Source organism: Noviherbaspirillum sp. (assembly GCF_036846085.1).
In the GTDB taxonomy this organism is placed as follows: domain Bacteria; phylum Pseudomonadota; class Gammaproteobacteria; order Burkholderiales; family Burkholderiaceae_D; genus Noviherbaspirillum.
Window position 1 is genome coordinate 1 of the sequence record NZ_DAIUCO010000061.1, and the last position, 22162, is coordinate 22162.

Annotated in this window: 23 protein-coding genes and 1 other RNA gene; 2 read left to right on the forward strand and 22 right to left on the reverse strand. The window is 59.8% G+C overall.

Annotation, left to right across the window (positions count from 1 at the left end):
- Both V7080_RS09370 and V7080_RS09375 read right to left on the reverse strand, forming a co-directional pair.
- Window positions 1–243 (reverse strand): OsmC family protein (locus V7080_RS09370; protein ID WP_442947208.1); only part of this gene is annotated, 243 nt, incomplete at its 3' end.
- A 17-nt stretch (window positions 244–260) separates the two neighbouring features.
- Window positions 261–662, reverse strand: a complete 402-nt coding sequence (locus V7080_RS09375) for a GNAT family N-acetyltransferase (protein WP_334188129.1) — start codon at window positions 660–662, stop codon at window positions 261–263.
- A 117-nt stretch (window positions 663–779) separates the two neighbouring features.
- On the opposite strand from V7080_RS09375, the gene pdxR reads away from it, so the two are divergent.
- A complete protein-coding gene (pdxR, locus tag V7080_RS09380; RefSeq protein ID WP_334188130.1) occupies window positions 780–2300 on the forward strand; it encodes a MocR-like pyridoxine biosynthesis transcription factor PdxR in 1521 nt (506 codons plus the stop codon).
- Here the strand turns inward: pdxR and V7080_RS09385 are convergent.
- The 8 genes from V7080_RS09385 to ubiD form a co-directional block, all read right to left on the reverse strand.
- Entirely contained in the window at window positions 2279–2872 is a 594-nt protein-coding gene (locus V7080_RS09385; protein WP_334188131.1) for a HupE/UreJ family protein, read from the reverse strand. The two genes, pdxR and V7080_RS09385, sit on opposite strands and share 22 nt — an antisense overlap.
- Before the next feature lie 451 nt (window positions 2873–3323).
- Entirely contained in the window at window positions 3324–4571 is a 1248-nt protein-coding gene (locus V7080_RS09390) for a CaiB/BaiF CoA transferase family protein (protein WP_334188132.1), read from the reverse strand.
- Between the two features lie 72 nt (window positions 4572–4643).
- Window positions 4644–5240 (reverse strand): recombination mediator RecR, encoded by a 597-nt coding sequence (gene recR / locus V7080_RS09395; protein ID WP_334188133.1) that lies wholly within the window; start codon window positions 5238–5240, stop codon window positions 4644–4646.
- A gap of 18 nt (window positions 5241–5258) precedes the next feature.
- On the reverse strand, window positions 5259–5585 hold the full coding sequence (locus V7080_RS09400; protein ID WP_326861133.1) for a YbaB/EbfC family nucleoid-associated protein: 327 nt from the start codon (window positions 5583–5585) through the stop codon (window positions 5259–5261).
- Between the two features lie 66 nt (window positions 5586–5651).
- Window positions 5652–7601: a DNA polymerase III subunit gamma/tau gene (gene dnaX, locus V7080_RS09405; protein WP_334188134.1), complete on the reverse strand. Its 1950-nt coding sequence runs from the start codon at window positions 7599–7601 to the stop codon at window positions 5652–5654.
- 170 nt (window positions 7602–7771) lie between these two features.
- Window positions 7772–7870: signal recognition particle sRNA small type (ffs, locus tag V7080_RS09410), an RNA gene on the reverse strand.
- Between the two features lie 103 nt (window positions 7871–7973).
- Window positions 7974–8495 (reverse strand): superoxide dismutase family protein, encoded by a 522-nt coding sequence (locus tag V7080_RS09415; RefSeq protein WP_334188135.1) that lies wholly within the window; start codon window positions 8493–8495, stop codon window positions 7974–7976.
- Window positions 8496–8600: 105 nt separating this feature from the next.
- Window positions 8601–10088 (reverse strand): 4-hydroxy-3-polyprenylbenzoate decarboxylase, encoded by a 1488-nt coding sequence (ubiD, locus tag V7080_RS09420; protein ID WP_334188136.1) that lies wholly within the window; start codon window positions 10086–10088, stop codon window positions 8601–8603.
- Window positions 10089–10560: 472 nt separating this feature from the next.
- On the opposite strand from ubiD, the gene V7080_RS09425 reads away from it, so the two are divergent.
- Window positions 10561–11529, forward strand: coding sequence for a lytic transglycosylase domain-containing protein (locus V7080_RS09425; RefSeq protein WP_334188137.1), 969 nt, complete (start codon window positions 10561–10563; stop codon window positions 11527–11529).
- Window positions 11530–11574: 45 nt separating this feature from the next.
- Here V7080_RS09425 and V7080_RS09430 read toward each other — a convergent pair whose 3' ends face one another.
- The 12 genes from V7080_RS09430 to ribD all read right to left on the reverse strand — a co-directional run.
- Window positions 11575–12771: a pyridoxal phosphate-dependent aminotransferase gene (locus V7080_RS09430; RefSeq protein WP_334188138.1), complete on the reverse strand. Its 1197-nt coding sequence runs from the start codon at window positions 12769–12771 to the stop codon at window positions 11575–11577.
- 46 nt (window positions 12772–12817) lie between these two features.
- Window positions 12818–13288, reverse strand: a complete 471-nt coding sequence (gene nusB / locus V7080_RS09435) for a transcription antitermination factor NusB (RefSeq protein ID WP_334188139.1) — start codon at window positions 13286–13288, stop codon at window positions 12818–12820.
- Between the two features lie 99 nt (window positions 13289–13387).
- The gene (ribH, locus tag V7080_RS09440) at window positions 13388–13873 is read right to left on the reverse strand and encodes a 6,7-dimethyl-8-ribityllumazine synthase (RefSeq protein WP_334188140.1); all 486 of its coding nucleotides are present in this window, start codon (window positions 13871–13873) and stop codon (window positions 13388–13390) included.
- Window positions 13874–13991: 118 nt separating this feature from the next.
- The gene (gene ribBA / locus V7080_RS09445; protein WP_334188141.1) at window positions 13992–15104 is read right to left on the reverse strand and encodes a bifunctional 3,4-dihydroxy-2-butanone-4-phosphate synthase/GTP cyclohydrolase II; all 1113 of its coding nucleotides are present in this window, start codon (window positions 15102–15104) and stop codon (window positions 13992–13994) included.
- A gap of 221 nt (window positions 15105–15325) precedes the next feature.
- Entirely contained in the window at window positions 15326–16171 is an 846-nt protein-coding gene (locus V7080_RS09450; protein WP_334188142.1) for a hypothetical protein, read from the reverse strand.
- 32 nt (window positions 16172–16203) lie between these two features.
- Complete coding sequence (gene lpoB / locus V7080_RS09455; RefSeq protein ID WP_334188143.1) at window positions 16204–16821, reverse strand: penicillin-binding protein activator LpoB; 618 nt, start codon at window positions 16819–16821, stop codon at window positions 16204–16206.
- Window positions 16822–16857: 36 nt separating this feature from the next.
- On the reverse strand, window positions 16858–17256 hold the full coding sequence (locus V7080_RS09460) for a YcfL family protein (RefSeq protein ID WP_334188144.1): 399 nt from the start codon (window positions 17254–17256) through the stop codon (window positions 16858–16860).
- 49 nt (window positions 17257–17305) lie between these two features.
- Window positions 17306–18733, reverse strand: coding sequence for a COG3014 family protein (locus V7080_RS09465; protein ID WP_334188145.1), 1428 nt, complete (start codon window positions 18731–18733; stop codon window positions 17306–17308).
- Window positions 18734–18907: 174 nt separating this feature from the next.
- Entirely contained in the window at window positions 18908–19699 is a 792-nt protein-coding gene (locus V7080_RS09470) for an alpha/beta hydrolase family protein (protein ID WP_334188146.1), read from the reverse strand.
- A 327-nt stretch (window positions 19700–20026) separates the two neighbouring features.
- Window positions 20027–20419 (reverse strand): hypothetical protein, encoded by a 393-nt coding sequence (locus V7080_RS09475; protein WP_334188147.1) that lies wholly within the window; start codon window positions 20417–20419, stop codon window positions 20027–20029.
- Window positions 20420–20696: 277 nt separating this feature from the next.
- Complete coding sequence (locus tag V7080_RS09480) at window positions 20697–21320, reverse strand: riboflavin synthase (RefSeq protein WP_334188148.1); 624 nt, start codon at window positions 21318–21320, stop codon at window positions 20697–20699.
- Between the two features lie 13 nt (window positions 21321–21333).
- The coding region (ribD, locus tag V7080_RS09485) for a bifunctional diaminohydroxyphosphoribosylaminopyrimidine deaminase/5-amino-6-(5-phosphoribosylamino)uracil reductase RibD (protein ID WP_334188149.1) at window positions 21334–22162 on the reverse strand (829 nt) is incomplete at its 5' end.

Consider the following 22162-nt stretch of genomic DNA (forward strand, 5'->3'; position numbering starts at 1 on the left):
ACCGCGCTTTCCGGCGAAATGCAGGACAAACAGCATATGGCAGCTCGATGCCGACGCGACCAATGCCTCTTCCGGGTCGACCGCCGCCGCATCCGACATTGGCAGCGGCACGACGGACGGCGACGACGATGCCGGCACATGGGCGCCGCCGTCAAAGATCCATTCATGGGCACGGCTGTAGCGATTGTCTGTGAATGCCTGCTCACCGCGCCGCCATGTGATGGTCGCTTCGTATCGATGCATAGTTCCTCCGTTAAGAATTATTCCGACCGCTTGATGATCCAGCCGTTGGCAACCGGCTCGAAACCTGTTTTCGGGTAGTAGTCCATCGCTTCCGGCGCAGACAGCAACAGCAGCATCGACTGCGGACCGATCGCCTCGCGCACGCAGTGGATCAGGCGCCGCCCGATGCCACGGTGCTGGTCCTCCTTCCGCACTGCCAGGTCGGAGAGGTAGCAGGCATAGCTGAAATCGGTCAATGCGCGGGCGACACCGATCAGCCTGCCGTCCTGCCATGCGCTGATGGTGAGATTGGCGTGTTTCAGCATGCGTGCCATTCTCTCCAGATCATCGACCGGACGGCGGAGACCGGCACTGCGGTACAGGTCCGCCAGCTGCTGTGCGCTGATCGCCGCGTCTGTTTGATAGGTGATGGTGCTCATGAATCCTCCGCAGGTGACACAGACAACAGAATAATCCCGGCTTTGGCTTTATTGAAGTACCAATAAATGCTATTTTCGAAATACCAATTCTTATCAGCCCCATCCGGCAGGACGACCATGTACCTTACGCAATCCCTGCATGCCATCCGGCTCGATCCGGATCAGCCTGCCCCGCTTTTCCGGCAACTCTATGAAGCTCTCAAAGCCGCCGTGCTGGACGGACGCATCAGCCCCGGCATGCAATTGCCACCAACGCGCGAATTCGCGGCGTCGCTGGGCGTGTCACGCCAGACGGTGCTGAATGCATTCGAGCAATTGACGGCGGAAGGCTTCCTTTCCGGCACGGTCGGCAAAGGCACATTCGTGAGCAACAACCTGCCGATCGCCGGCAGGACGGCCACCGAACCGGCCAGCGTTGGCAACTTGCATTTGCTGTCCGAACGCGGCCTGCGCTATACAGGCGAGCAGGCACGGATGAACACACACCGCGGTGCGCCAGTCGCCTTTCGCATCGGCATGTCGGCCGTCGATGCGTTTCCATTTGATGTGTGGGCGCGGCTGGAGGCAAGGCAATGGCGACGGCCTTCCTTCCAGCTCGGCTACAACGACGCCGCCGGCTATCCGCCATTGCGCGAACTGCTGGCGGCATATCTGCGCGCATCGCGCGACGTCAATTGCACTGCGGAACAAGTCATCGTCACTTCCGGCTCGCAGCAGGCGCTATACCTCATCGCCAATCTTCTGTTGGCACCCGGCGATACCGCGTGGGTCGAGGATCCCGGCTATCCCGGCACCCGTGCGGCGCTACATGCCGCCGATGCACGGATCTGCCCTGTGCCGGTCGATGATCAAGGACTGCTGGTCGGATACGGTGCCGCATCACATCCGCAGGCGAAGCTGGCCTATGTAACGCCGTCGCACCAGTACCCGCTGGGCGTCACGATGAGCTTGCAGCGGCGGTTGCAATTGCTCGACTGGGCGGCGGATTCCCGTGCATGGATCGTGGAAGACGAGTACGACAGCGAATACCGCTACAGCGGACGTCCGCTGGCATCCCTGCAAAGCCTGGACAAGACGGGCCGCGTGATCTACGTCGGCACCCTGTCGAAGGTCATGTTTGCCGGATTGCGCCTCGGCTATCTCGTCGTGCCGCCGGATCTTGCGGATGCATTCGCACGCGCGAAATCGGTGATTGACCGCCATACGGCCATCGCGCCCCAGGCCGTGCTGGCGGACTTCATCGCCGAAGGACATTTTGCGCGGCACATTCGCCGTACGCGGGTGCTTTGCAACGAACGACGCGTCGCCTTGCTGAACGCGCTGGACCTGCATTTGCAGGACGAATTGCATCTCGGCCCCGCCGACGCCGGCCTGCATTTGACCGCCGCATTCCGTTTGCCGCGCAACGACAAGGCGCTCGCCCGGGCAGCACAGGAAGAAGGAATCGAATTGCGCGCCCTGTCTACCTTCTATGCCAGCCCGGAACGGTCTGCGTCCGGGCTTCTGCTCGGGTTTGCAGCAGTGGATAGCGCTGCGTTGAACAACGCCGTCGTCCAGCTACGCGATCTTCTCGCGCGGATGGACCGGCAGGTACTCCCTGCTAAAACCGGAAATGCTCAGGCTGCCGTCAGCAGATAGGCGCCCGCCGCCGTCATGCCGGCGCCGATGAACCGCACCACGCGGTAGTGCATGCCCTTGCCGGCAGCGGTTGCGATGAGCAGGCCGGCGACATGCAGCAGCGCGGTGGCAAGCAGGAAACCCGCACCATAGGCAAACGGCGATACGCCGCCGGGAAGTTCGTTGCCATGGGCCAGTCCGTGCATCGCCGCAAATCCCGATACCAGCGCCGCGCCTGCCCAGGCCGGCAAGGTCACCGCACCGGCGACCAGCAGCCCGAGCATCGCCACGGAACCTGCGATGCCGAATTCAAGGCCCGCCATCGTCCAGCCGGCAACGCCCGCCGCCGCACCGGCCGCCATCGCTACCGGAAAGGCGAGCGGCAGCAACCATGTCGCGGGACGACGGTTTTGCGCGGCCCACAAGCCGACCGCAAGCATGGCGAGCAGATGATCAAGACCGGAAAAAGGATGCGCAAGACCGGCTGCGAAGCCGCTTGCATGATGGCCGGTATGTGCGATTGCCGGACCGGCTGCCGTAAAAGCGATGAGTGCAAGGACGCGGATGGTATTTTTATTGGACAGGTTGAACATGGTTTCCTCGGAAAGTGATTCAAAAAGATGCCGCTGACGAATCACCCTCACCATTCCGGGGCACACTTGCACCAGGCGAATGCAGGACGCACCAAGCTGTGCAGTGTGCAGGGATGGGAGAAAACCCGTCGCGGCGCCGCTTCGGATCAACGCGGCACTTGCCGGTGAGCATATGCAAAACCCGAGCCTGATGAACCAGCTTTCCCAAGAAGTCGACAAGGGCGTGAGCGCGTTGCGGGCCAGTCATGGAGCCGATGCGCCGTCCTTACGTCAGGCGGAAAAGGCCGTGGCGCGGCCGTACACCGGATCGCCGGCCTGTTGTAATGCGTTCAGCTGGACGAGCTTCCTGGCTCTTACCAGAACAGGTTGCTATTGAAGGTGAAATAGCCGAGAAGGAATAGCGCCAGCGCGATGGCGAACTGCTTCCAGAAAGTCTTGTTCATGGTGTCTCCTATAAGACCTTGTCGCGCTTGAATTGCGCGATCTGTTCCGCATCATAGCCCAGCGCCTGCAGGACCTCGTCATTGTGCTCGCCCAGCGCCGGTCCCAGCCAGCGGGTCTGGCCCGGCGTAGCCGACAACTTGGGCGTAATGGCCGGCAGTTTGATCGGCGTGCCGTCCGCGAAGGCATGCTGCTCGAACATCTGCCGCGCCAGGAATTGCGGATCACTCATCATGTCGCGCACCGAATAGATCTTGCCGACAGGGACATCGGCCGCCCGCAGTGTTGCCAGTGCGCTGTCGATGGTCTGCGTGCTGCACCAGCCTTGTATCGCGCCGTCGATGTCGTCGGTGCGCGGCACCCGTCCGTCATTGCGCGCCAGTTGCGGATCGTTCGCCATGTCGTCCCGCCCGATGGCCAGCATCAGCCGCTTGAAGATCGCATCGCCGTTGCCGGCAATGACGATATTTTCGCCATCGCTGGTGGTGTAGGTGTTCGACGGCACGATGCCTGGCAGCGCGCCGCCGGTGCGGGCGCGGACTACGCCGGCAAAATCATATTCGGGCACCAGCGATTCCATCATGTTGAAGACCGCCTCGTAGAGCGCCACATCGACCATCTGGCCCTGCCCGGCAATGCATTCCGCGCCGGCCTTGCCGTTCCAGCGGCCGCCGGTCGCATCGCGATGGCGCAAGGCCATCATCGCGCCGATCACGCCATGCAGCGCCGCCACCGAGTCACCGATCGAGATGCCGATGCGCACCGGCGGGCGGTCCGGGTGGCCGGATACATAGCGCATTCCGCCCATCGATTCGCCAATCGCACCAAATCCCGGCAGATCCTTCATCGGCCCGGTCTGGCCGTAGCCGGACAGGCGTACCATGATCACGGCAGGATTGATTTTCTTCAGGTCCTCGAAACCGATACCCCATTTTTCCAGCACGCCCGGACGATAGTTCTCGATGATCACATCCGCGTCCAGCGCAAGCTTTCGGGCAATCTCCTGGCCGCGTGGATCCTTCATGTTGAGCGTGACGCTCTTCTTGTTGCGCGACTGCACCGACCACCACAGGGACGTGCCATCCTTCAGCACGCGCCACTGGCGGATCGGATCGCCGCCGTCGGGCGACTCGATCTTGATGACCTCGGCGCCGAACTCGGCCAGCATGCGGGAACAGAACGGCCCGGCGATCAATGTGCCGAGTTCAAGGACCCTGACGCCCGCGAGTGCGCCGGCGGATGGATTGTTATTGGTCATATCGCCGTAGTGAGAACGTTTTCTTATTCTTCGTTAGTTCCCGTTGCGCCTGCGCCGGCAGGGCTTCGGAACTCAGGTCGAGCGGCGGTCGAGCATCGCCCGTGCGATGGTGCCGGCATCCACATATTCGAGCTCGCCGCCCACCGGAACGCCGCGAGCGAGCCGGCTGACTTTCAGGCCGCGGGCCTTGAGCGTTTCGCTGATGTAGTGGGCGGTCGCTTCGCCTTCGTTGGTGAAATTGGTGGCCAGCACCACTTCATTGACGACACCATCGGTGGCACGGGAAATGAGCTTTTCCAGGTGGATGTCCTTCGGGCCGATGCCGTCCAGCGGCGACAGATGTCCCATCAGGATGAAGTACAGGCCCTTGAAGGTCATCGTCTGTTCGATCATGAGCTGGTCGCCGGGCGTCTCCACCACGCACAGCAGCGACGCATCGCGATCGGCATCCATGCAGGTTTCGCACACCTCATGCTCGGTGAAGGTGTTGCACATGCCGCAGTGACGAATTTTTTCCACCGCCTGCGACAGTGCCCTGCCCAGCATGGCCGCTCCGTCGCGATCATGCTGCATCAGGTGGTACGCCATGCGCTGGGCGGATTTCGGCCCGACGCCCGGAAGCCGGCGCAATGCCTCGGACAGAAAATCAAGACTGGATGGAGATTTCACGAATACCCGGGTCGGCAATTAGAAAGGCAGCTTGAATCCCGGCGGCAGCGGCAGGCCCGCGGTCATGCCGGCCATTTTTTCCTGTGACGTCGCTTCCGCCTTGCGCACCGCATCGTTGAACGCCGCAGCAACCAGGTCTTCCAGCATGTCCTTGTCGTCGGCCAGCAGCGACGGATCGATCGAGACCCGTTTGACGTCGTTCTTGCATGTCATCGTTACCTTGACCAGACCGGCGCCCGACTCTCCCTCGACTTCGATCTGGGCCAACTGGTCCTGCATTTTCTTCATGTTGTCCTGCATGGCTTGCGCCTGCTTCATCAAGCCTGCGAGCTGGTTTTTCATCATGGTTTTTCTCCTGAAAAGTGTCGGATCGGTCAGAGCGGCTTACTACGTCACCCCGACCTTGATTTGTCAAATCGGCTTTATGGAACCGGGCACGATGGTTGCCCCGAACTCGCGCATCAGTGTCTGTACGAAAGGGTCGCGCTGGACTGTCTCTTCGGCTTCCCGCTGGCGCGCCGCACGGTCGGCCATCGCATGGGCATTCGCGGTCTGTTCGACAGCGCCGATCTCCGTCACGACCTTCACCGTCTTCCCGAAATGCTGCGACAAGGCGGCAGAAAGCTTGTCCACGCTGCCGGCGGAACACAGGGTTTCGAGCGGAATGCGCAGGGTAAATTCATACACCTCGCCACTACCCTCGCAACGGATCAGTTCACTCTGCTGCGCCAGTTGCTGGGCCACACCCCGCACCGCCAGCGTTGCCGCAAGTGCGGGCCAATTGCCATCCCAGCCCAATTCCGGAACTGCTTGCAGCTTGAGCGGCGGCAAAGTCACCAGGGGCGTCAGTTCAGGTTCGGCAGGCGGTTCGGGTTCAGTTTTTTTTTGAGTGACGTCGCCGGCCGTTTCGGCGTCACCGGGCAGCTCGATCGGCGTTTCATCCCAGGGAGCGGGCGATGCCGCTTTTGCCTGCGGTGCCGGCGGGCTAACCGGTGCCGGTGGATTGACTGGCGCCACGACGACGCCCGGAGGCAGCTTGCCGCCGTTGCGGGCCGCTTCAAGCGCAGCCCGGGCCGGACTGATGCCGGTTGGAGCACGCGCTGGTGCCGTGTTCGCTGGTGCGGCAACAGTCGATGCGGTCTCGACAGGCGGCGCGCTGGCCAGTCGCTGCGCTACGGCGGGGACTGGTCGCGTTGCGGGCGCCGCGGCAGCCATCGCAACCGGCACCGGCGACGATGCCGGCTTCGGCTCCGCTCCGCCGATGCCGGGCCGGAACGCCAGCATGCGCAGCAGCGTCATGGAAAAGCCCGCGTAGTCATCGGGCGCGAGACTCAGCTCATTGCGACCGTGTACGGCGATTTGGTAGAAAAGCTGGATTTCCTCGGCATCGAAGGCCTGAGCCAATCGGAGGACATCGGCGCGTTCCGGCAAATCTTCGGGAATGGCCGCCGGCACGGTTTGCGCCAATGCGATCCGATGAAGCAGGCTGCCGAGATCCTGCAAGGCGGCGTTATAGGACAGGCTTCGCGTCGCCATGTCATCCGCTACGGCGAGCAGACCGGCGCCGTCCTTGGCGGCCAATGCATCGAGCACGCGGATCAGGTACGACTGGTCGAGCGCGCCGAGCATGCCCTGCACGGCTTCCAGCGTCACCTTGCCGGCGGCGTAGGCGATGGCCTGGTCGGTCAGCGACAAGGCATCGCGCATGGAGCCGTGCGCCGCCTGGGCGAGAAGGCGCAGCGCCGTGCCATCGAAGGCAATGCCTTCCTGTCCGAGAATATTGTCGAGGTGGCTGACGATATGACCGGGCGGCATCTGCTTCAGATTGAACTGCAGGCAGCGCGACAGCACGGTCACGGGAATTTTTTGCGGATCGGTGGTGGCGAGGATGAATTTCACATGCTCCGGCGGTTCTTCGAGCGTCTTCAGCATCGAATTGAACGCATGATTGGTGAGCATGTGGACTTCGTCGATCATGTAGACCTTGAAGCGCGCGTTCGATGGCGCATAGACCGCCTGTTCGAGCAATTGCGCCATTTCATCCACGCCCCGGTTGGATGCGGCGTCCATCTCGATGTAATCGACGAATCGCCCGGCATCGATCGCGGTGCAGGCATCGCACTTGCCACAGGGCTGCGCGGTGATACCGCCGTTTCCGTCCTCGCCCTGGCAATTGAAGGACTTGGCAAGGATGCGCGAGAGTGTCGTCTTGCCGACGCCCCGTGTGCCGGTGAAGAGATAGGCATGATGCAGCCGCTTCTGCTCCAGCGCATGCGTCAACGCCCGAACCACATGCTCCTGTCCGACGAGCGTATCGAAGCTCTTGGGACGATATTTGCGGGCAAGGACTTGATAGGACATAGAGGCGCTGGCGATTCGCTGAAGATGAAGTGAGCCTAATTTTACCCGACCTGGGCTATGCCGCCGTTCGGGAAAACACCGCAGGCATCAAAGTGCCACACCTGTCGGCAAATGCGGGTACAACGATGGAAATCAACCGGATCGCCTGACGGCGGATAGACAAAAAGGAAAGAGGCGAGCCTTGTCTACGGCACTTGCGGGAAATAGCTGTGGCTGCTTCGTTCCCGACCTGACCAGGTTGGCCATGCCGCAATGCGTAGGGGCCCGCCGCTGCAAATTCTACCAGCAAAGCGGATGAAGCGCCCCTACTTTCGTCCTGCCGCCAGGAACCGGCTTGCCTCGCGGAACGAAGCGACCGGTCAGGCCCGGCGATCAGATTTTGCGGATCAGGCCACAGGCGATGCGCCCGCCGGCGTTGCCGGTTGGCTGTGTCGTGTAATCGTCCGGGTTGGTATGGACGATGACCGCACGGTCCACGATGCCGTACTTCCCGTTGTCGACACGAATCGTATCCAGTTCGAACGTCGCTACTGCTACGCCCTTGGCATCGGCAACCAGATTTTCCATGTCGCCGGCATGCCGGGGCGTTTTCTTGGCATGGCTATGCGGATGGCCATCTGGATTGAAGTGACCGCCGGTGCTCATGCCGTCGGGAGCGGAACAATCGCCTTTTTCATGGACATGGAAGCCATGCTGGGCATTGGGCTTGAGACCGCTGACCTTGACCGAAACCAGCACCTTGTCGCCACGCTCGGCGAAATCGGCCTGTCCGGTGACACTGGAGCCGCTCCTCGGCTCAAGCATGGCACGGGCCTGTTTGCCGCCGGATTGCGTCGGGGACGACTGGCATGCCGCGAGCAGGGCGGCGCTGATGACTACGGGGAGTAATTTCATTGCATCAATCCTTTAATTGTAATAATTGGGCTGTTAGATTAACCATAGGAAACTTCTCTGTCTAGATTTCAAATCTCAACCGTTACAGGAACCGCCAAACCTCGCTCATTTCAACCCCAGTTCACTCCAGATCCCATCCACCCGCTTTTTTACTTCATCAGTCATGGTAATCGTGCGCCCCCATTCTCGGGTGGTTTCGCCGGGCCACTTGTCGGTTGCATCAATACCCATCTTGCTGCCGAGTCCACTGACCGGGGACGCAAAATCAAGATAGTCGATCGGCGTGTTATCCACCAGCGTCGTGTCGCGGCTCGGATCGACGCGGGTCGTGATGGCCCAGATGACCTCTTTCCAATCGCGGATATTCACATCCTGGTCCACAACGACGATGAACTTGGTGTACATGAACTGCCGCAGAAAGCTCCAGACCCCGAACATCACCCGCTTGGCATGTCCGGCATAGGCCTTCTTCATCTGCACCACCGCCATCCGGTAACTGCATCCTTCCGGAGGGAGGTAGAAGTCGGTGATTTCCGGGAACTGCTTCTGCAGCAGCGGGATGAATACTTCGTTCAGCGCCACGCCAAGAATCGCCGGTTCGTCGGGCGGCTTTCCGGTATAGGTGGAGTGATAGATCGGATCGCGCCGCATCGTGATGCGGTCGATGGTGAAAACGGGGAACCAGTCCTGCTCGTTGTAGTAACCGGTATGGTCGCCATACGGCCCTTCCAGGGCATGCTCATAGCCGCTTGGATGGGATGCATCGGGATAGATGTGCCCTTCCAGTACGATTTCCGCCGAGGCCGGCACGCGCAATTCGCTGCCGATCGCCTTGACGAGTTCGGTGCGGCTTCCCCGCAGCAGGCCGGCGAACTGGTATTCAGACAGGCTGTCCGGCACCGGGGTCACCGCCCCGAGGATGGTGGCGGGGTCGGCGCCGAGCGCCACGGCGATCGGGTATGGCTGGCCCCGGTTGACGATCGAATGCTCGCGGAAATCGAGAGCCCCGCCGCGGTGCGCAAGCCAGCGCATGATCACCTTGTTGCGGCCCAGGACCTGCTGGCGGTAGATGCCCAGATTCTGTCGCTTCTTGTGCGGCCCCTTGGTAATGACAAGACCCCAGGTGATGAGCGGCGCAATGTCACCCGGCCAGCAATGCTGGATCGGCAGGCCCGCCAGATCGACGTCATTGCCCTCCCAGACGATATCGTGGCACGGTGCGGATCGATGCTCCTTCGGCGCCATGTCCCACAAGGACTTGACCAGCGACCCGAGGCCGAGCACATCCCTGAATCCCTTCGGCGGCTCCGGCTCTTTCAACAGCGACAGCACATGGCCGATCTTCCGCAAGTCGGCCAGTTCCTCCGCGCCCATGCCCAACGCGACACGACGCGTGGTGCCGAACAGATTGCCGAGCACCGGCACGGTATGCCCGGCAGGCTTGTCGAATAACAGCGCCGGCCCGCCGGCCCGCAAGGTCCGATCACACAGTTCCGTCATCTCCAGGTGCGGAGAAACCGGCACCGGGACATGTATAAGTTCGCCAATTTGTTGCAATTGATTAATAAAATCCCGCAAATCCGAATATTTCATGATTTTCCGCAGTGTATTGTTTTGAGCTCTGCATTTAAATCATGAGCTCAAGTAATTGATTTTGTTCATTATTTGTTGCGTTGCAGCGAAATAATCAGATATAAAAGTAATAAAAAGACGTTTTGATAGTATTGACTTGATATAAACACGCACCTAGAATTCGGCCAACTTGATGAAAGCACCAATCTTCAAGGCAACAGATCTGGTGCAGTTTTTTCATCATTCACGGGATCGGGGTCCCACATGACATTTTAAGGAGTGTTTTCAAAAGGCGTCTGCCTTCCCCCCGAAAAAAGCTGTTTGCCACTGACACCTCGCCTCACCGGCAGCCGTCAGCCTAAAGCAAGCAGTTCCGACGTTTGTCCGACGCGCCATGCGAAGACAGACGATGTTTCTGATTCACGGCATGCATGCATCGTCGCGAGATCTCTCGCCGAGGACGTTTGCCCGCCGCGATGATTCAGGAGGTTCAATGCTAAATCGTTTTATTAGCGGCACTTCGCATTTCGCGCGCCGCAAAGCCAGCCAATCGGCCGCGCTCGCCGTTTTCGTCCGCGACACCATCAGCGGCTTTGTCACTACTGCACACCATACCCTGATGTTGCTGGGTATCGCCGCAATCGCGGCATGGGGCATCCTGTTCATCAAGCCGGAACTGGCCGACAGGATCCAGGCGCTGTCGCCGTATGCCGCAGAACCGGAAGCATCCACGGCGCCTGTCCAGACCGCTGAAATGACTTCCACTCAGCAGCCCTCTGCGCCGCAGTCATCAAATACAGCCTTGCCGGCGCCAAGCGCGAAAGCCGGCGACCGCAAGCTCACGGAAAGTGAACGCCAGCAGCAATGGGTGACCAACTGGCTGTCCAAGCGCTACCGGGTCGCTGCGGATGCGACCGACATGCTGGTCGCCGCGGCTTACGCGACAGCCAAGGAAATCAAGCTTGATCCCCTGCTGATCCTTTCGGTGATGGCGATCGAATCCCGCTTCAATCCATTTGCCGAAAGCCCGGTCGGCGCACAGGGCCTGATGCAGGTCATGTCGAAAGTGCACCGCGATAAATTCGAGGACCACGGCGGCGTTAAGGCGGCATTGAATCCGGTTGCGAACATCAAGGTCGGTTCGATGATCCTGAAGGACTATGTCACCCGCGGCGGCTCGGTGGAAGCCGGCCTGAAGATGTATGTCGGCGCTGCCGGGATGGAGTCCGATTTCGGGTATGGAAGCAAGGTCCTGGCCGAGTACCGCCGCCTCAAGGATGTGTCGATGGGCAAGCAGGTCCCGATTTACGCCACGACGGTCGTCGCCAAGCCGCGCGCGCCGGAAACCAAGGCCGGCGATGCTGCCGAATCCGCTTCGGTCGGCGCCACCACGGTCAAGCCTGCCGCAAACGACACACCGGAACAGGAACCATTGAAGAACGAGCAGATCGCGGCGCTCTGATTGGCGTACCGGATGCAAACAAAAGGGAGCTGAGGGCTCCCTTTTTTATTGTTGTCGCGTACTGAAGAACGCCGTCAGGCGCTCTACCGCCAGGCGCATGTTTTCCATCGAAGTCGCGTAAGAAACGCGGATATATCGCCGCGCAGCGTGCACACCGAAGTCCAGGCCCGGCACCAGGACGACTCCTGCCTGATGCAGCATGTCGATCGTTAGCCGGTCCGCATCGTCCGACAGGCCGGAGCAGTCCGCATAGACATAGAAGGCGCCATCCGGCATGACCGGAACCTTGAAGCCCAGGCCTTCCAGCGCAGGAACGATGTAGTCGCGGCGCCGCTTGAATTCCGCCTTGCGTTGTTCGTAGATTGCTATCGACTCGGGCGCAAAGCAGGCCACTGCCGCATGCTGCGCAATGCTCGATGCGCAGATGAACAGGTTCTGCGCCAGCTTCTCGAACTGCGGCGCCAGCGACTCGGGCACGACCAGCCAGCCCAGCCGCCATCCGGTCATGTTGAAATACTTCGAGAAACTATTGATGACGATGACGTCATCGCCGAGCGACAGGGCGGAAAACGGCGACGTATCGTAGGTCAAACCCTGGTAGATCTCGTCAACGATGGTGAAGCCGCCCTTCTCTCTCACGGCCCGGACGATTTTTGCCAATTCATCGTGCGCGATGGACGTGCCGGTCGGGTTCGACGGCGACGCCAGCAATACGCCTCTCGTGGCTTCACTCCAATGCGCCCGCACCATCTCCTCCGACAACTGGAAGCGCTCCTGCGGACCGCTCGGAATCATCTTCGCCTGCCCTTCGAACGCGGCGACGAAATGCCGGTTGCACGGATAGGACGGATCGGGCATCAGTACTTCTGATCCCTTTTCGACCAATGCAGCGCAGGCAAGCAGCAAGGCTGCCGATGCGCCTGCGGTAACGACAATCCTGCCCGGCTTGATGTCGAGGCCGTACACCTGCTGGTAATGCCGCGAGATCGCCTCGCGCAAGGCGGGTATGCCGGTGGCTGCCGTATATTGCAGCCGGCCGTCGCTCATCGCGCGGCCCGCGGCTTCGATCACCGGTGGCGGCGCGGTGAAGTCCGGCTCGCCGATACCCATGTGGATGATATGCCGGCCTTGCCGCTCCAGATCCGCCGCCATTTTTGCCAGTTCCATGACGTGAAACGGCGCAATATTGGCCAAGCGCGAAGCAAGCGGAAAGTCGGGCTGTGAAAAACGATCAGGAGTCATGCGCAAAAAGAGTCGCGTACGGTGTCAGATGCAATCCGGGCAGTGCTCAGCGCTTCCTGGCGTTGTCGACCTCGACGTTGCGTGCCGTCGCGGCAAATTTGTCGAGTACCCCGTTGACATACTTGTGACCATCGATGCCGCCGAACGATTTGGTGAGTTCAACCGCTTCATTGATCACCACCTTATAAGGAATCTCAAGATGATGGCTGAGTTCGAAAGCGCCGATCAGCAGCGCGGCATGCTCGACTGGAGACAGCTGGCCGATCGGCCGGTCGATCAACGGAGAGAGACCGGCTCGCAAGGCGGATGCCTGCTTGATGATCCCGTGCAATAGCGTGTCGAAGTGCTCGGCGTCGGCCTTATCGAAACCATGGGCCTGGCGGATATGTGCATCGATCGCGCCGGCGTCTTCGTTGTTCAACAACCATTGATAGAGGCCCTGCAGCGCAAACTCGCGTGCACGGTGACGCGGCGTCCGGTTCTTGCTCGGGTTGGCATGAAGGCTTTTCTGGGTCATGGCGACATGTGCCCGGCATTAACCGGGACGACGAAACAGTTAGAGGGCGTTAAGAAGCGGCACTAAAAATGCCGCTGTATTCAGCGGAAAAGTCAGAGCCTACTCTTCTTCGGTCGCTTCCGCGAGTTCCTCAAGCGCGATCGCCAGGTTGGCCATTTCGATCGCCACCCGGGCCGCATCCGCGCCCTTTTCGGCCATCCGCGCTTCCGCCTGCTCGTCGTTTTCGGTGGTCAATACGGCATTGGCGATCGGAATACCGAAATCGAGGCCGACGCGGGTAATGCCGGCACCGGATTCATTGGAAACCAGCTCGAAATGATAGGTTTCGCCACGAATGACCGCACCCAGCGCTACCAGGGCGTCGAATTGCCGCGTCTGCGCCATTTTTTGCAAAGCCAGCGGAATCTCAAGCGCGCCAGGGACGGTCACGTGCAATACATCCTCGTCCGCCACGCCCAGATGCTTGAATTCCGCCAGGCAGGCGGACAACAGGCCATGGCAGACATCTTCATTGAAACGGGCCTGTACGATGCCGATTCGCAGGCCTTCTCCGTCCAGATTGCGTTCGTAGGTTCCTACCGTCATAGCTAATCCTTCATGCGCTGTTGCGCGTTGCTTGTTGTTTGTCGCCGGCTGTCAGCCATTGCACGAATGCCATGTGTAAGCAAAGTGGTGCGGACCGGCCGATGCGGCCGGTCGATGTTCAATTCTGCGGTTTGTCCTGGTAACCGACCACTTCCAGGTCGAATCCGGTCATTGACGGCATCTTGCGAGGACTCGCCAGCAATTTCATCTTGCCGACGCCAAGGTCCTTCAGTATCTGGGCGCCAATGCCATAGGTACGCAAATCCATGCGTGCGCCGCGCGGCAACGCCTTCTTCTCGGGGCTGTTCAGCGCTGCAAATTGGGCGAACATCTGCTCGGCGGATTCTTCGCAGTTCAGCAGGATCATCGCTCCGCGTTCCGCGCTCTTGATCGCCGACATTGCCGAAGCCATGGTCCATGAATGGGTGGTCGCATCGGTTTCCAGCAGATCGAGTATGGACACCGGCTGATGCACCCGCACCAGGGTCTCGAGATCAGGGGCCAGTTCGCCGTGCACCAGCGCCAGGTGCGCGCCGCCGCTCGGCTTGTCGCGGTAAGCAATGGCCTTGAAGCTGCCTTGCGCAGTCTGCATCGTGCGTTCGGCGATACGTTCGACAATACTTTCGTTCCGACTCCGGTAGTGGATCAGGTCGGCGATCGTGCCGATTTTCAGGCCATGCTCACGGGCAAATTCGATCAGGTCGGGAAGACGCGCCATCGTGCCGTCGTCCTTCATGATTTCGCAGATGACCGCCGCTGGCGTCAGTCCCGCGAGTTCGGCGAAATCGCAGCCCGCTTCGGTATGGCCCGCGCGCATGAGCACGCCGCCTTTTTGAGCTTTCAAGGGGAAAATATGGCCGGGCTGCACGATGTCCGACGGCTTTGCGTGCCGCGCTACTGCGACCTGGACGGTCCGGGCGCGATCAGCGGCGGAAATGCCGGTGGTCACCCCTTCGGCGGCTTCAATCGATACGGTGAAATTAGTGCCGTACGAAGTGCCGTTGCGTGTGGTCATCATCGGCAGGTTCAATTGGTCGCAACGCTCTTCGGTAAGGGTCAGGCAAATGAGTCCACGGCCGAACTTGGCCATGAAATTGATCGCTTCCGGCGTGACGAATTCGGCCGCCAGCACCAGATCGCCTTCATTTTCCCGGTCCTCTTCGTCCACGAGAATGACCATGCGGCCAGCGCGAAGTTCGGCGATGATTTCTTGAGTGCTTGAGATAAACATGGCTTAAATCCTAAGTAGGCCGCTATTTTAAAGGATTTACCCGGAGTCCAAATTTTAAAATGTTGCATCTGCCGAAGACCGGCAACTGGCGATCGCCAGGAAAAGCGGATGGCGAAATGCGGAACGGCGTATTAGGAAACGCCGAAAACTCCATCTTGCGTAACAAAAAAAGCGGCTTGCGCCGCTTTTCGATTGCAAGGAGGATTCCCTGATACTGATAACTATTTGTACACGGTAACCGGCTCTACCTGTGGCGCAGGTGCTGGTGCCGATATGCCTGCGCCCTTCAAGGATGCGGGCACAGCCGTCGCTCTCCCCGAACGGGCCACGCCGAACTGCGCCATCAGCTCCCCATACGCAGCTTCCGCCAGGCTCCTGGACGTTTCCGACATAACCTTGCCGCGATTGAATACCACCCGGTCGCCGGGCCGCGAGAGGATTTTTGTATCCTGGCCCGACCCGCTGGCACTGAATGCGGCCTTGACCTCGTAGGTTTTGGTATTGATCAGGCTGAAATCGACGACCAGATCGAGGCTCAGCACACCCGTATGCGACGAGTTCATCGGCAGCTGCATCGATTCCTGGCGGAAGGCGATGTTGCTGACCGTACCGAACAGCACATAGTCAGCGCCGGGATAGAACCCCTTCTTGATCCGGTCGATGATGTCGAAGATTTTTTCCGTCGGTTGGCCGCTGTACGGGCGGGCCTGCACCAGTCGCACGCCGCCGCCCTTGAGCAACGCTCCCTTCAGGTCAGCGGTGTAGGTACGCAGTTCGCCGCGATCGATATAGGTGTAATAACCTTCCGCCTCGTAATAGCTGCTTTCCTGGCGCGCATCCAGGCGGCCGCGGCTGGAATAGCTGTGATCGGTTTCGCGCTCGCTGGCGCTGGCCTTGATACTGCTCTTGCTCTGCGCGGAAACAACACGAAAATATTCACTGACTTTTTCCTCGTACGTGAGGTCCGTCACAGCGATCTTTGGCTCCGCGGCGTGCGCCGCGCCAAAAGCGGCAAACGCCGCGAGGCCCGCGAGTACGCGGGATGCATTCGATAGGATGGTCTGCATGGTGTATTCCTGAGGAGACGTGGAAAGGCGGATCAGCGAGCGGAAGTCTTGCGGATTTCCTTCTCGTCCTGCCACTCGATCGAACCTTCTTCGACGTCATACAACTTCAGGGTCATCTTGTAGAACACGTCCTTGGTCGTCGCGCTCTGCTTGACGATCGAAACAATCTCGCCTTCCAAAGAATACTTGGCTGCAGTCATGTTCCCGACTTTTGCCCGGCCAGCGCTCTTGTACAGTCCGCTCTGGTTCTGGCGCTGCAATTCGTCGACGCCGGCCTGCATTTCATCGGCGCTGCGGGTGAACCTGACTTTGCGGCTCTTCACGAGCGCGGTCTGGATCGAATTCATGATCGACTTGGTGTCGATGTACTCGCTCGTCTTGTTGCGCACGGCGGACAGCGTCAAGGTCGGCCGATTCGCAAGCACCGGGTCTTCCAGCAGCGAGCCGACCATTTTTTCCGCAATCATTTGCAGATCGGTGGAGCCAAATTCATTGGTGACCGTTTCAACTGCCTTGGCATCACCATAGCTGACCTGGCGCGAAAATTTGACAGTTGGCTGGGACAGCGTCGTGGGGCACCCGGCAAGCAGCATGCTTGATGCGATCAGCGCGCCGCACAGCGAGAAAGAAGAGAGAACGGATTTTTTCATGTTGGCACCTGCAATAAATGGTCTTGGATATCAGTATCAGCGTGGCTCAGCGCTCATTTCAATCTTGAAGTCAGTCGCCTGGGGACCATAGGCGGTACCCTTGATGAACTGACTTTGCTTGCCCAGAAAGACCAGCGGCTTCCAGGTTTCTCCGTCTCCCACCTGCATGCCTCCTGCATCCACCCAGCGGAAGCGGTAGTAAAGACGCGTATCGACGGTATCGGTATTGAGCACTTCGGCCTGTACGACAAGAACGTCGTTGCGGCGCTGCGAGCGCAGGTCGATCATTTGCAGTCCGCGCAATTCGCCGCGGACCATCAACTTGGCCGCGATACCGGGCGATATCGCCGGGGGCACCGAATCCTGCGCCTGAACGGCCGCACATACGGCGGAAAAACTGCAAAGGATGAAGAGTTGTTTGAGACTGGCCATCATAGTGATTATCGATAGGTTGAAAAGCGGCTTCGAAGGAACACGAACCCGGTCAGACAGCTTTTTCCGATTTGCCTTTCGGCTTCGGCGGAACAACGGGCTTGGCGCGGCGTCCTGCCGGAACAGGCGGCTTGGCAGCTTTTTCCTCGACTGCGGGGGTTACCGGGAGTGCAGTCACGGCCCCCAGCCGTACCGGTTCGCCGAAATACGTCTTGTTCCTGTACAGTCGGACCGGAACCACCATGTAACGGCCGTCTATCCTGAGCTTCTGATTGCCATCGGCCTGATTTGGAATGCGCACATCGTATTCACCTGGTGGCACAAAAGCGCGCGCGACGAATACCCGCTCCGGCAGGCCGCGCCACATCCGGTCGTCCGCCTCGCTTTCGGTTGCGACGGCAACGACGTTGGTCAGCAATCCACCGAACGGCCCGAGCTTCTTGTTTGCCTGGTCCTGGAACAGCCCCTTGCCGATTGCCCGCACCGCCGCACGTGTCTGCATCGCAGGCAGCTCGTCATGCAAAGCCTTTCGTGCCATGACGTTGAAATCGGTGATCAGTGCGGCAGGCATGGCGATGTCGCCGACGTTGAGCTGCTGAAGCTCGAACGAATTCTTTTCTGGATAGATGACCGGGAAGGAGAACGACGCCGTGACGAGGCCGTTCGTGGTCGGAATCGGGAACGCGACTTTCTTTGATTTGCGTGCCGGCGCATTGCCGGCTTCAATGATGAACAGGACGTCCGTGACACCCTTTTGCCGGCGGAAGCTGGTGCGCTGGTCCAGTCCGCGCAAGCCTTCTTCAAGCACGGGCAGATCGGGACGCAGTTCGATCGCCTTGCGATAACCGGGGGCCGCCAGGCCGGGTTCATTGAGCGCCTCGTAGACAAATCCTGCGAGATAGTGGCTGAGTGCATTCTGATAGCCGTTTTTCAGCTTCAGCACTTCCGGGTCATTCAGGGTTTCGACCGGGTAGCCATTCAACTCCTTGGCCCCTGTCTTCACGCCCTTATCCTTCGCCTGCTGCTCCGCCTCGGAGGTTTCGCGCGCCCGGAACTCGGCGATGACAGCCTCGCGTTCATGGGTGCGCTTGATGTCGACCCGGGCGGTGTCGAGGTCGCCCAGGTTCAGGCGGTTCAATGCCATGCGCGTGGTTAGCATGACTTTCTCGTAGTCCTGGCCTTCGTAGGGAATGGATGCATCGCCCATGAATACCGCGCCGACCTGCCCCATCAATTTGTCCGGCGCCGTTTTGGCAAGGTTTTCCCATTCCCTCACCTTGGCGTCGGCAATCTCGAAGGCGGTCTGACTATCCTTGTATCGAGCGCCTACCCGCAACAATTCGCCTTTTTCGAGATTCAGCAGCAGGTCGTTCTTGTTTTCGCCTGCAAGCTGGACGTCGAGGGTTTTGATGGCATCATCGATATCGCCACGCGTGGTCGCCGCAAGGGACGAGGAAAGTTTGCTGTCGTGCGTCGGCATTCCGGCGCACGCGGTAAGTAGCAAAAGGGCCGCAGCCGGGAACAAGTAAGGGCGCATAGGGCAGGCAAGGACAAAGGAAGGCATCGGTAAGCGTCAATTGCCTTTTGGAAACTGACGAAAAGACCGGCAGTATCGCGGAAACTTGGCAGATACACAAGAAAAATATTCTTTTGCCTATTTTCCCCCGCCCGTTCGTTCCTGCATCCATTCTTCAAGCCGACGCCAGACCTGCGGCAACACGGAGACATCCCGTGCCCGAAAGCCGTGGTCCGCGTCCGGAACGGTAAGCACGCGGAGCGTTGTCTTGCCCGCCGCCGCAAACCGATCGCGGATATACCAGGCGGATTCGATCGGAACCATGCGATCCGCTTCACCCATCGCAACGAACAACGGAATGTCGAGCCGGAGAAGATTGTCGGTATGCCGCAAGGACCGCATCTCAGACCAGTACCGGCAACTTCGATCAGCGACCACCCTGTCAAAGGATGCCGGACTGTCGTTGCAAATGATGTCGATGTCTCTGGCGGCATCGGTGAATCCGTACTTTGTCGCCTGCAGTCTCAAAGCGTCGTATGGATCCATCCCGCCATTGCCGAGCAGGGCTGCATGAGTGACGTCGCGGATCCGGCCGGCGAGTACCGGTACCACTTCTGCACCTTCGGAAATGCCGACCAGCAGTAGTTTCGACGGCCGTTGGTAATTCATTGCGGCAATCGACAATTGCGCCAGGATGAATTCCGCCTGATCCTCTATCCAACGGCTTGGGTAATCCATTTCGATGAACTGGCTTCCGCAATCCGAAGTGCCGATGAATCGCTTGTGCAGGATGAAGATGCGCATACCGCCCGATGTCCCTTCGAGCCCGTCGAAGTAATTCGGCAGCAAGCCTTTCATGCTGATGCAGTCCGAGCCGCTGATGACGAATACGAAGGTTGCGGGATGGGTGTCGGCTGGTGCGGCATCCATTCCCTTATCTAAGGTAAAAAAAATCGCGTTGCCGCCATCATTAAAACGGAAGTTTCCTGCGATAACTGCGATCTCGGCTTGCGTTTTTGGCTGGAGTGGAGGATGTGAGCATCCCTGGGCAAGGAGGATGCATAGCGCGGCAAGCAGGCGGATGGCAGATTGCATGGAGTGAGTGAGATCGGACTGCGCGATGAGGCGATGGATTGCGCCATTGAACAGCCGATAGACTAACAGCGTTTGCCGCCGCCACCGTGGGAAGGCATGCCGAAATGCAAGGAAATTTCCGGAGATGGCCGATGCGCCAGCGATTGCAGACGCCGTGCCGCGTCAGATGTTGGTGATCCCGGCTTTCCTGTTGAAGGTTTTGCTCCCGCTTCTGCGCTGCGACCGTACTTCATCGAGTCTGAGCGCAATGTGGCTTACCATGGTTGCGGAGAGTTCACTGATGTACGAGTCGGCGAAAAGTTTGCCCTGTGCCTGCCCGGCATTCTCCGTCAGGAGTTTGTCGTACACCGCCCGCTTCTGCGGCTCGCATTCCCGCACCGCATTCCGTGCAATATGCAGCGCGGCATCCGGCGCATCGTAACGCGAATAGGCTTTCACCACTGCACAGTGAATGTAGGCTTTTCTCTCGGGCGAGATGGTTGCGTCGGTATAAGACGGGTTGACCGCGCACCCGGCGAAGGCAGCCATGGTTGCGGCGAGCAGGTAGAGTTTCACGCGCAATCCTGTCATCCGTTGAAGGTCGATGGGACCATCCGACAGATGCGGAAGATATCCCGATCCCGCCGGTCGGCTTGCCGGCGAAGGATGCAGGGTGTGGGCGCTTCGGGATTCTGTCAGATGCCCTTCAAGACTAGGCTGACATCAGGCATGCCGTCATGAGAAAAGGCAAATCGATCGCAGCTATGGGCATTGACGCTGCCGCAAGGTAACGCTGCCCGCCACTACACGACCACCGCGCGCATTGTTCAATGGCGCTTAGACGCAGGATTGCCTATTTGCTGCCAACGGACATCGACAACATCCGCTCGACATATCGCGCGATCAGGTCGATTTCGAGGTTGACCGGGCTCCCCGCTTTCAGATGTTTGAGCGTCGTTGCGTCGATCGTATGCGGAATCAGATTGATTGAGAATGCGCAACCGGTTTGTGTATCGGTCACCTTGTTCACCGTCAGCGATACGCCGTTGACCACGATCGATCCTTTGTAGGCAAGATACTTTGCCAGGTCGCGCGGCGCATCAACCACCAGTTGCCATGATTCACCGACCGGTTCGAATTTCTGCACCGTTCCGAGGCCGTCAACATGGCCGGACACCAGGTGACCGCCAAGCCGATCCGAAAGCGTCAATGCCTTTTCCAGGTTGACTTCGCCCGGCGTATCGAGCCCGGCAGTCTTGCTCAGGCTTTCGCGCGACACGTCGACGGTAAAAAGCTGCTCTTTCCTGGTGACCACCGTCATGCATGCACCGTTGATCGCGATCGAATCGCCGATCGCCACATCCGCCATCGGCAATTTGCCGGCGTCAATGGTCAGCGTGACGCCGGCATCGGGATGGTTGCCTAGCGGTGCAATGGAAATGATTTTGCCGATCGCGGCGACGATTCCGGTGAACATGGTGACGAGTCTGTTAAATGAAACGAGCAAGGATACGCAAATCCGCGCCGATCTGCTTGACCTCGTGGAAAGCCAGTTCGCGCCTGCCTGTCAGGTCATTCAGCGCCTGCAGCTCGAACATGCCCTGCGCATCGCCGAGCAGAGTCGGCGCCAGGTACAGCAGCAGCTCGTCGACGCAGCCTTCGCGGATCAGGGATCCGTTGAGCTTGCTGCCGGCTTCGACATGCAACTCGTTGATCTGGCGCCTGCCGAGTTCCTGCATCAGCGCCGGCAGATCCACCTTGCCGTTCGGGTTCGGCAGCAGGATGACTTCCGCTCCCGCATCCCGCAGGCGAGCTTCCTTCTCGGAATCGGCTTGCGCCGCGACCACCCATGTACCACCACCGGCCAGAACCCGTGCCTTGGGACTGATCTGGAGCAGGCTGTCAACGACGATGCGGCGGGGTTGGCGCGGGGTATCGACACCCCGCACCGTCAATTGCGGGTCGTCCTGCATGACGGTGCCTATTCCCGTCAGTATTGCGCAGGCACGGGCACGCCACCAATGTCCATCCTGTCGTGCGGCCTCGGATGTGATCCATTGACTGAGGCCGTTGTGCAACGCCGTCTTGCCGTCCAGGCTGGCGGCGGATTTCATGCGAATCCACGGCTTGCCGCGCTGCATGCGCGAAAAAAAGCCGATGTTCATTTCGCGCGCTTCTTGCTCCAGCACCCCGCAGACGACCTTAATGCCGGCTGCCTTCAGTTTTTCCATTCCCTGCCCTGCCACCAGCGGATTGGGATCGGCAATTGCCGCGACCACCCTGCCGACACCGGCGCGAACGAGCGCATCGGCACAAGGC